The organism is Leucobacter iarius, assembly GCF_039530105.1.
GTDB lineage: Bacteria > Actinomycetota > Actinomycetes > Actinomycetales > Microbacteriaceae > Leucobacter > Leucobacter iarius.
Map to the genome: position 1 here is coordinate 503,541 of NZ_BAAAOB010000002.1, position 6,818 is coordinate 510,358.

The following is a 6,818-nucleotide window of genomic DNA, read 5'->3' on the forward strand; positions in this document are numbered from 1 at the left end:
TGCCGCGAAGACACAGCTTCTTCTCAGGGTGACAGTCGGGAGGGTCGGTCTCGGCGGACTCCCGGGAAATGACCCCCGGGCGGGGGTCCTGGCGATACGGATGCCGGTCAGCGGTGCTGCTCAGGAGTGATCGGACTGCTCGACCGCGGGGGCGAGCTCGTCGACCGACAGGTGCTCGGTGTCGATGTGTCCCGCGCGATACGCCGCGCGGCCGATCATGTGCGCGGCGACCGGAGCCGTCAGGGTCTGCATGATGAAGGTCGGCACCAGCGCGAACAGGGTCAGGAGCGAGCGGTCCGAGAGCGCGACCGCAGCGATGATGAGCAGGAGACCGAGGATCTGCGGCTTGGTCGCCGCGTGCAGTCGCGAGAGCGGATCCGAGAAGCGCAGCAGGCCGACGCCCGCGGCGACGGCGAGCACGGCCGCACCCAGCACGCAGACCGCAGCGGCGATATCGCAGGCCGTGTCGACCCATTCGGGCAGGTTCATCGGGCCTCCTCCGTCGCGTGCGCAGCGTCTTCGGGTCCGGGTTCGCCCGGCTGGGTGATCGGGCCGACGGACTCGGGGCCGTCGGTGCGGTGCACGTGCCGCGCGACCGTGATCGTGCCGAACACGGCGGTCGCCGCGATCGCCGTCATGAGCGTGATCGAATCGGTGTGCTGCCGGATCACCATGTCGCCGCCGAGCCCGAGCACGACGGTGGTCAGGAAGACGTCCGAGGCGATCATGCGGTCGAGCACGGTCGGCCCGATGATCGCGCGGATGAGCGCGGCGATGAGCGTGATCGTCAGCGCGGTGCCGCCGCCGATCACCAGGATCCACTGGAGGGTCGTCATGGGAGCTTGGCCACCTCCTCGCGGCTGCCGATGGTCCGGATCAGAAGTTCTTCGACGTGGTGCGCGTCCCAGCGGACGCGCTCGATGGCCTCGTGGGTCGGCGCGTTCAGCACGTGCAGGTAGAGGGTCGATCCGAAGCGATCCACTTCCGCCACGAGGGATCCGGGGATCAGCGACAGCGTGAGGCTCGTCATCGTCAGGATGAAGTCGGATCGGGTGCGCAGCCGCACCTCGATGACCGCGGGCACGGGCCTGGGCACGGGCCCGAGGGCCTGCCAGGCGACCTGCAGCGACGCGAGCGCGAGGTGGGTGAAGAAGTACCAGAGGTACCGGATCGCCCACCACACGTTGAACCGCCCGGCGAGCTCCACCGGGGGCAGGTAATAGAGGCGGGTCGCGAGCAGCGCGATGAGGATCCCGCTGCCGAACGACATCCAGCTGATCTCGCCCCAGAGCATCATCCAGAGCAGCACGAGCCCGAGCAGCAGCGGGAGCTCGTAGAGGCGGAAGCGCCGTTCGACGCGGCGACCGGGTGCGGGGCTCATGAGGGATCCTCCGTTCCGCGGGCCCGTGCCGGCTCGGGTGCCTGAGCCGGCTCCGAGGAAGCGGCGCCGTGGTCGCCCTTCGAATCGTCGCCGGTGATCTCCCGATCGACCCGGTGCTCGTCGTACCAGGAGGTCTGCTTCTCGGCGTCCTCCAGGACCACCCCGGCGCGCTCGGAGTACGCGACGAGCGGTCCCGCGAACACGGTCAGCAGCACGCTGATCACGACCATGCCTGCGGTGGATCCGACCATCAGCTTCGGCATGCCGCGCGACTCGCGCTGGGGCGCGGCCTCGGGGGCGTCCTGCAGCCGTGCGAGCACACCCGTCGGCGTCGCGTCCTCGCCTCGGGGACGCCAGAACGCCAGGCTCCAGGCGCGCGCGAGCGCGTACAGCGTGAGCAGCGACACGAGTGCGCCGATGCCGATCAGCCACCAGGCGCCGGGTGTGCCGAGCTCCGCCGCAGCGGTGAACAGGCCGAGCTTGCCGATGAACCCGGAGAACGGCGGGATGCCGCCGAGGTTGAGCATCGGGATGAAGAACAGCACCGCGACGAGCGGCGCCGTCCTGAGCATGCCTCCGAGGCGCGCGAGCGAGGTGGTGCCACCGTGCCGTTCGATGAGGCCCACCACGAGGAACAGCGTCGTCTGCACGATGATGTGGTGGACGATGTAGTAGGTGGTCGCCGCGTAGCCCAGCGGTGTGTTCAGCGCGATGCCGAACAGCAGGTATCCGATGTGGCTCACCAGCGTGAACGAGAGCAGGCGCTTGATGTCGAGCTGCGCGATGGCGCCGAGGATGCCGACGACGAGCGTGAGGCCGGCCAGCCAGAGCAGCAGGTCGTTGACGCTCGAGTGGGGGAAGATGAGGGTCTGCGTGCGCGCGATCGCGTAGATGCCCACCTTCGTGAGCAGACCGGCGAACACCGCCGTGACCGGGGCCGGGGCGGTCGGGTATGAATCGGGCAGCCAGAACGAGAGCGGGAAGATCGCGGCCTTGATGCCGAAGGCGACCAGCAGCGCGACGTTCAGGAACAGCTGCATGCCCGCGCTCAGATCGCCGATGCGTTCGGAGAGCTGCGCCATGTTGACGGTGCCGGTGGCCCCGTAGACCAGCGCGATGGAGACCAGGAAGAGCACCGACGACACGAGCGACACCACGATGTAGGTGACGCCCGCGCGGATGCGCGGACCGGTTCCGCCGAGGGTGAGCAGCACGTAGCTCGCCACGAGCAGGATCTCGAACCCGACGTAGAGGTTGAAGAGGTCGCCCGCGATGAACGCTTCCGAGACGCCGGCGGCGAGCACCAGGTAGGTCGGGAAGAAGATCGAGACCGGGGTCTCCTCGTCGCCGTCCGCGAGGCCTTGACCGATCGAGAAGGTGAGGACCGCGAACAGCACGATCGCGCTGACGAGCAGGAGCAGCGCCGCGAAGCGGTCGACCACGAGCGCGATGCCGAAGGGCGCGGCCCAGCCGCCGACTTCCATGACGAGCGTGCCGTGGACGTCGCTCGCCCAGACGAGGGTGGCGGCGATGAGCACCATCAGGCCGAGGGTGCCGAGCGTGATGCCGCGCTGCGCACGGGCCTTGTGCGGCACGGCGAGCGCGAACGCGGCGCCCGCGAGCGGCACGAGGACGATGAGCGGGATCAGGGCTGACGGGTTCATCGGCGGCCCCCGTCCTGCTGCGGCCCGTCGTGCGGCACGGGTGCCGAGGCGGAGCCGTCGCCGTCGTCGTCGTCGAAGTCGGAGCTCTCGGTGAGCTCGGCGTCGGTGAACTCCTCGAGCGGGAGACCGGCGGTCTGCGCGAGCTCCAGGTCGTGCGCGTCGTCGGAGACCACGTCGACCTCTTCGCGGTCGAGGCGCCAGGAGCGGTAGATCAGGGCGAGCAGGAACGCGCTCACTCCGAAGGTGATCACGATGGAGGTGAGGATGAACGCCTGCGGCAGCGGGTCGCTCATCTCATCCGGGGCGCTCTCCCCCGCGATCGGCGCGTGCCCGAAGGTGCCCGACATCAGGAAGATCATCAGGTTGGCGCCGTTGCCGACGAGCAGGAACCCGAGCAGGATCCGGGTGAGGCCCCGATCGAGCATGAGGGTGAAGCCGCAGGCGAACAGCACCACCATGGCGATGACGAGGATCAGCGGGACGGTCACAGCGATCCTCCCCGCTCGACGCGGCCCGCGTGGGGTCCGGTCTGCTCCTCGTCGTGGTCGTCGGTGTTCGCGATCTCCTCGATCTCCTCGCCTTCCTCGTAGACGTCGACCTGCGATCCCAAGCTGCGCAGCACGTCGAGCACCAGACCGAAGACCACCATGTAGACGCCGATGTCGAACAGCGTCGAGGTGACGAAGGAGAGGTGTCCGAACGGGCCGAGGTCGAGGTCGAACCAGCTCGAGCTGAGCGCGGCCTCGCCGAAGAGCAGCGGCACGGCGGCGGTCGCGACCGAGATCGCGAGGCCGGTGCCGAGGATCCTGCCCGCGTCGAAGGGCACCGTCGCCCCCAGCTCGTGGCGTCCGCCCGCCAGGTACCGGGCGACCAGCGCGATGCCGGCCACGAGGCCGCCGGCGAACCCGCCGCCGGGCGCGTTGTGGCCCGCGAGCAGCAGGTAGATCGACAGGATGATGAGGGCGTGGAACACCAGGCGGACCACGACCTCCAGGATGATGGAGCGGTTCGCGGGGTCGAGGCGCCGGCCGGCCAGGATCCAGGTGCCGCGCTCGGTGCGGTCCTGCGGATCGGCGACGCGCTGCAGGTGCTCGCGCACCCGGCTCCGCGCGTCGCGACGGCTGAGGCGCGGCAGGGAGCCGCTGCGGTTGCGCAGGAACACGAGCGAGGCGACGCCGGTCGCCGCCGAGAGCACGACGGAGAGCTCGCCGAGCGTGTCCCAGCCGCGGATGTCGACGAGCATCACGTTGACCACGTTGATGCCGTGCCCGCCCTCGACCGCGAGCCTGGGCAGCTCGAGCGAGATCGGATCGGCGACGCGGGCCCCGAGCGCGAACAGCACCGCGGCTCCGAACAGGGTGCCGAGCGCCGTGCCGAGCACGACCCGGCCGATGCGGATCTTGCGCGTACTCCGGCGCTGCATGCGCTGCGGCAGACGTCGGATCACGAGCACGAAGGCGATGAGCGTGACGGTTTCGACGAGGACCTGCGTGAGCGCCAGGTCGGGGGCGCCGTGGAACGCATACAGGGCGGCCATGCCGTAACCCGTGAAGCCCACGAGGATGAGCGCCTGGAAGCGCTTCGTCGCGCGCAGTGTCGCGATGGCCGCGGCGATCATGAGCACGGCGAGCACGGGCTGCACCGCGTTGGTCGCGAGCGTGGTGTCGACCGGCTTCTGCCCGCTCGTGAGCAGGGTCCCCGTCATCGCGACGACGGTGACGCAGAGGATCACGGCCAGGTAGTACGGCAGGGAACCGCGCTGGGTGAAGCCGGTGACGCGGAGCGCGAGCTCGTCGACGGCACGGGTGATCGAGAAGTAGGCGTGGGACGCGGTGAAGCGTTCGGGCCAGACCGGCAGGCGGTCGACGAGCCTGCGCGTGACGAAGAAGAGCAGTACGCCGAGCGCGATGATGAACACCGAGATGAGCAGCGCGAGCGTCAGCCCGTGCCAGAGCGCGAGGTGCGCGGGGTCGAGGGACTCGACCCCCTCCGGGCCGGCCTGCTTCGCGAGCTCCTGGATGAAGGGATCGAGCGCGGTCGCGCCGATACCGGCCGCGATGGCCGTGACGACGAACACGATCGGCGCGAACAGAATGCTGGGGTGCTGTCGATGCACGATGGAGCAGCCGATGACGCCGGTCTTGCGCGAGAACGCTCCCCACAGGAACCGCAGCACGTAGCCGGTCGTGCAGATGCTGCCGAGGATCATGACGATGAGCGCGAACCAGCCGAGCACGGGGCTCGAGGTGTCGCCCTCGGGCAGCATGACGAGGAGTTCGGTCAGTGCGGCTTCCTTGCCGACGAAGCCGAGCATGGGCGGAAGGCCCACCATCGAGGCGCCCGCGAGCGCGGCGGTGGCGGCCAGCACGGGTGCTTGGCGTCCGAGCCCGCTGATCTTGCGGAGGTCTCGCGTACCGACGCGGTGGTCGATGATGCCGACCGCGAGGAACAGCGGGGCCTTGCCCAGAGCGTGCGCGAACAGGAGCACGGTCGCGGCGGCGTCGGTGCGCGGATCCGCGAGCCCGTAGAGCATGGTGAGCATGCCCAGCTGGCTGACCGTGCCGAACGCGAGCACCAGCTTGAGGTCGTACTGCCGGAGGGCGCGCAGCGCACCGTGCAGCATGGTCGCCCCGCCGAGCACGACGAGCGTGGTGCGGTAGCCGGGCATATCGCCGAACGACGGGCCGAAGCGCGCCAGGATCAGGATGCCGGCCTTCACCATCGCCGCAGCATGCAGGTAGGCGCTGACGGGCGTGGGCGCGGCCATCGCGCCCGGCAACCAGAACTGGAACGGAATGATCGCGGACTTGCTGAGCGCGCCGAGCAGAACCAGGTAGACGGCCGCGACCGCGGCTCCGCCCGTCGGCGGGTGCTGGAGGATGCCGTGAAGGCTGGTGGTGCCGGAGAGCGCGACGAGCGCGACGAGGCCGGCGAGCATGGCGAGGCCGCCCAGAGTGGTGACGATGAGCGCCTGCAGCGCCGCGGAGCGGCTGGTCCAGCGTTTGGACGCGTGTCCGATGAGCAGGAAGGACAGCACCGTGGTCGCTTCCCAGAAGATGAACATGAGGTACACGTTGTCGGCGACAACGAGGCCGAGCATCGCGCCAGCGAACGCGACGAAGGTGGCGCCGAATCTCGCGAGTCCGTCTTCGGAGTCGCTGAAGTACCAGCGGCAGTAGATCAGGATGAGGCCGCCGGCACCGGTGACGAGCAGCGCGAAGAGTTCGGCGAGCAGGTCGACGCGGAACGACCAGTCGAGGCCGAAGAGCGGCACCCAGCTGACGTACTCGGTGAGCGCAGCCCCGTCGAGGATGCTGGGCAGCTGCGCGGCGTACAGCGCGCAGGCCGCGAGCGGGGCGAGCGCGAGCACGTAGAAGAATCGGGGGCCGAATCGGCGAAGGCCGGGATGAGCGATCAGCGCGGCGAGTGCCACGAGTCCGAGACTCACGCTCGTTACCGGCATAGGCATCCTCCCCCTGTTTCGGCTCAGCCCAGTCTATCGGGCACGGAGGGGGTCGGACGCTGTCGGCGAACATCCGGGCGGTTCACGCCGAAGGACGCGGCGGCGCTTCCGGGTACAACAAAAACGGGGCCAGTCCGACCCGGGGAAGCATCACGCTCCCCCAGATCAGTCTGGCCCCGTTCGAAAAGGGGTCCGGCGGTGTCCTACTCTCCCACACCCTCCCGAGTGCAGTACCATCGGCGCAGTCAGCCTTAGCTTCCGGGTTCGGAATGTAACCGGGCGTTTCCCTGACGCTATAACCGCCGTAACT

At 69.4% G+C, this 6,818-nt stretch carries 6 protein-coding genes and 1 rRNA gene; all 7 read right to left on the bottom strand.

What is annotated here, in order from left to right:
- Positions 1-120: 120 nt before the first annotated feature.
- Positions 121-489, bottom strand: coding sequence for a monovalent cation/H(+) antiporter subunit G (gene mnhG / locus ABD169_RS11620; protein ID WP_099724772.1), 369 nt, complete (start codon positions 487-489; stop codon positions 121-123).
- Entirely contained in the window at positions 486-836 is a 351-nt protein-coding gene (locus ABD169_RS11625; RefSeq protein ID WP_046455383.1) for an MrpF/PhaF family protein, read from the bottom strand. Before ABD169_RS11625 ends, mnhG begins: the two co-directional genes overlap by 4 nt.
- Positions 833-1,381, bottom strand: a complete 549-nt coding sequence (locus tag ABD169_RS11630) for a Na+/H+ antiporter subunit E (RefSeq protein ID WP_344032367.1) — start codon at positions 1,379-1,381, stop codon at positions 833-835. The genes ABD169_RS11625 and ABD169_RS11630 overlap by 4 nt, the downstream gene beginning before the upstream one ends.
- The gene (locus tag ABD169_RS11635) at positions 1,378-3,045 is read right to left on the bottom strand and encodes a Na+/H+ antiporter subunit D (RefSeq protein ID WP_344032369.1); all 1,668 of its coding nucleotides are present in this window, start codon (positions 3,043-3,045) and stop codon (positions 1,378-1,380) included. Before ABD169_RS11635 ends, ABD169_RS11630 begins: the two co-directional genes overlap by 4 nt.
- Positions 3,042-3,533, bottom strand: coding sequence for a Na(+)/H(+) antiporter subunit C (locus ABD169_RS11640; RefSeq protein WP_046455385.1), 492 nt, complete (start codon positions 3,531-3,533; stop codon positions 3,042-3,044). The genes ABD169_RS11635 and ABD169_RS11640 overlap by 4 nt, the downstream gene beginning before the upstream one ends.
- Positions 3,530-6,508 carry a Na+/H+ antiporter subunit A gene (locus ABD169_RS11645; RefSeq protein ID WP_344032371.1) on the bottom strand — a complete coding sequence of 993 codons (2,979 nt, stop codon included), beginning with the start codon at positions 6,506-6,508 and terminating at the stop codon, positions 3,530-3,532. The genes ABD169_RS11640 and ABD169_RS11645 overlap by 4 nt, the downstream gene beginning before the upstream one ends.
- A gap of 190 nt (positions 6,509-6,698) precedes the next feature.
- Positions 6,699-6,815, bottom strand: a 5S ribosomal RNA gene (rrf, locus tag ABD169_RS11650).
- Positions 6,816-6,818: the final 3 nt, after the last annotated feature.

Excerpts from the sequence above, each read along its gene's own strand:
- mnhG (WP_099724772.1), bottom strand. The coding sequence starts at position 489 with ATGAACCTGCCCGAATGGGTCGACACGGCCTGCGATATCGCCGCTGCG.
- ABD169_RS11625 (WP_046455383.1), bottom strand. The coding sequence starts at position 836 with ATGACGACCCTCCAGTGGATCCTGGTGATCGGCGGCGGCACCGCGCTG.
- ABD169_RS11630 (WP_344032367.1), bottom strand. The coding sequence starts at position 1,381 with ATGAGCCCCGCACCCGGTCGCCGCGTCGAACGGCGCTTCCGCCTCTAC.
- ABD169_RS11635 (WP_344032369.1), bottom strand. The coding sequence starts at position 3,045 with ATGAACCCGTCAGCCCTGATCCCGCTCATCGTCCTCGTGCCGCTCGCG.
- ABD169_RS11645 (WP_344032371.1), bottom strand. The coding sequence starts at position 6,508 with ATGCCGGTAACGAGCGTGAGTCTCGGACTCGTGGCACTCGCCGCGCTG.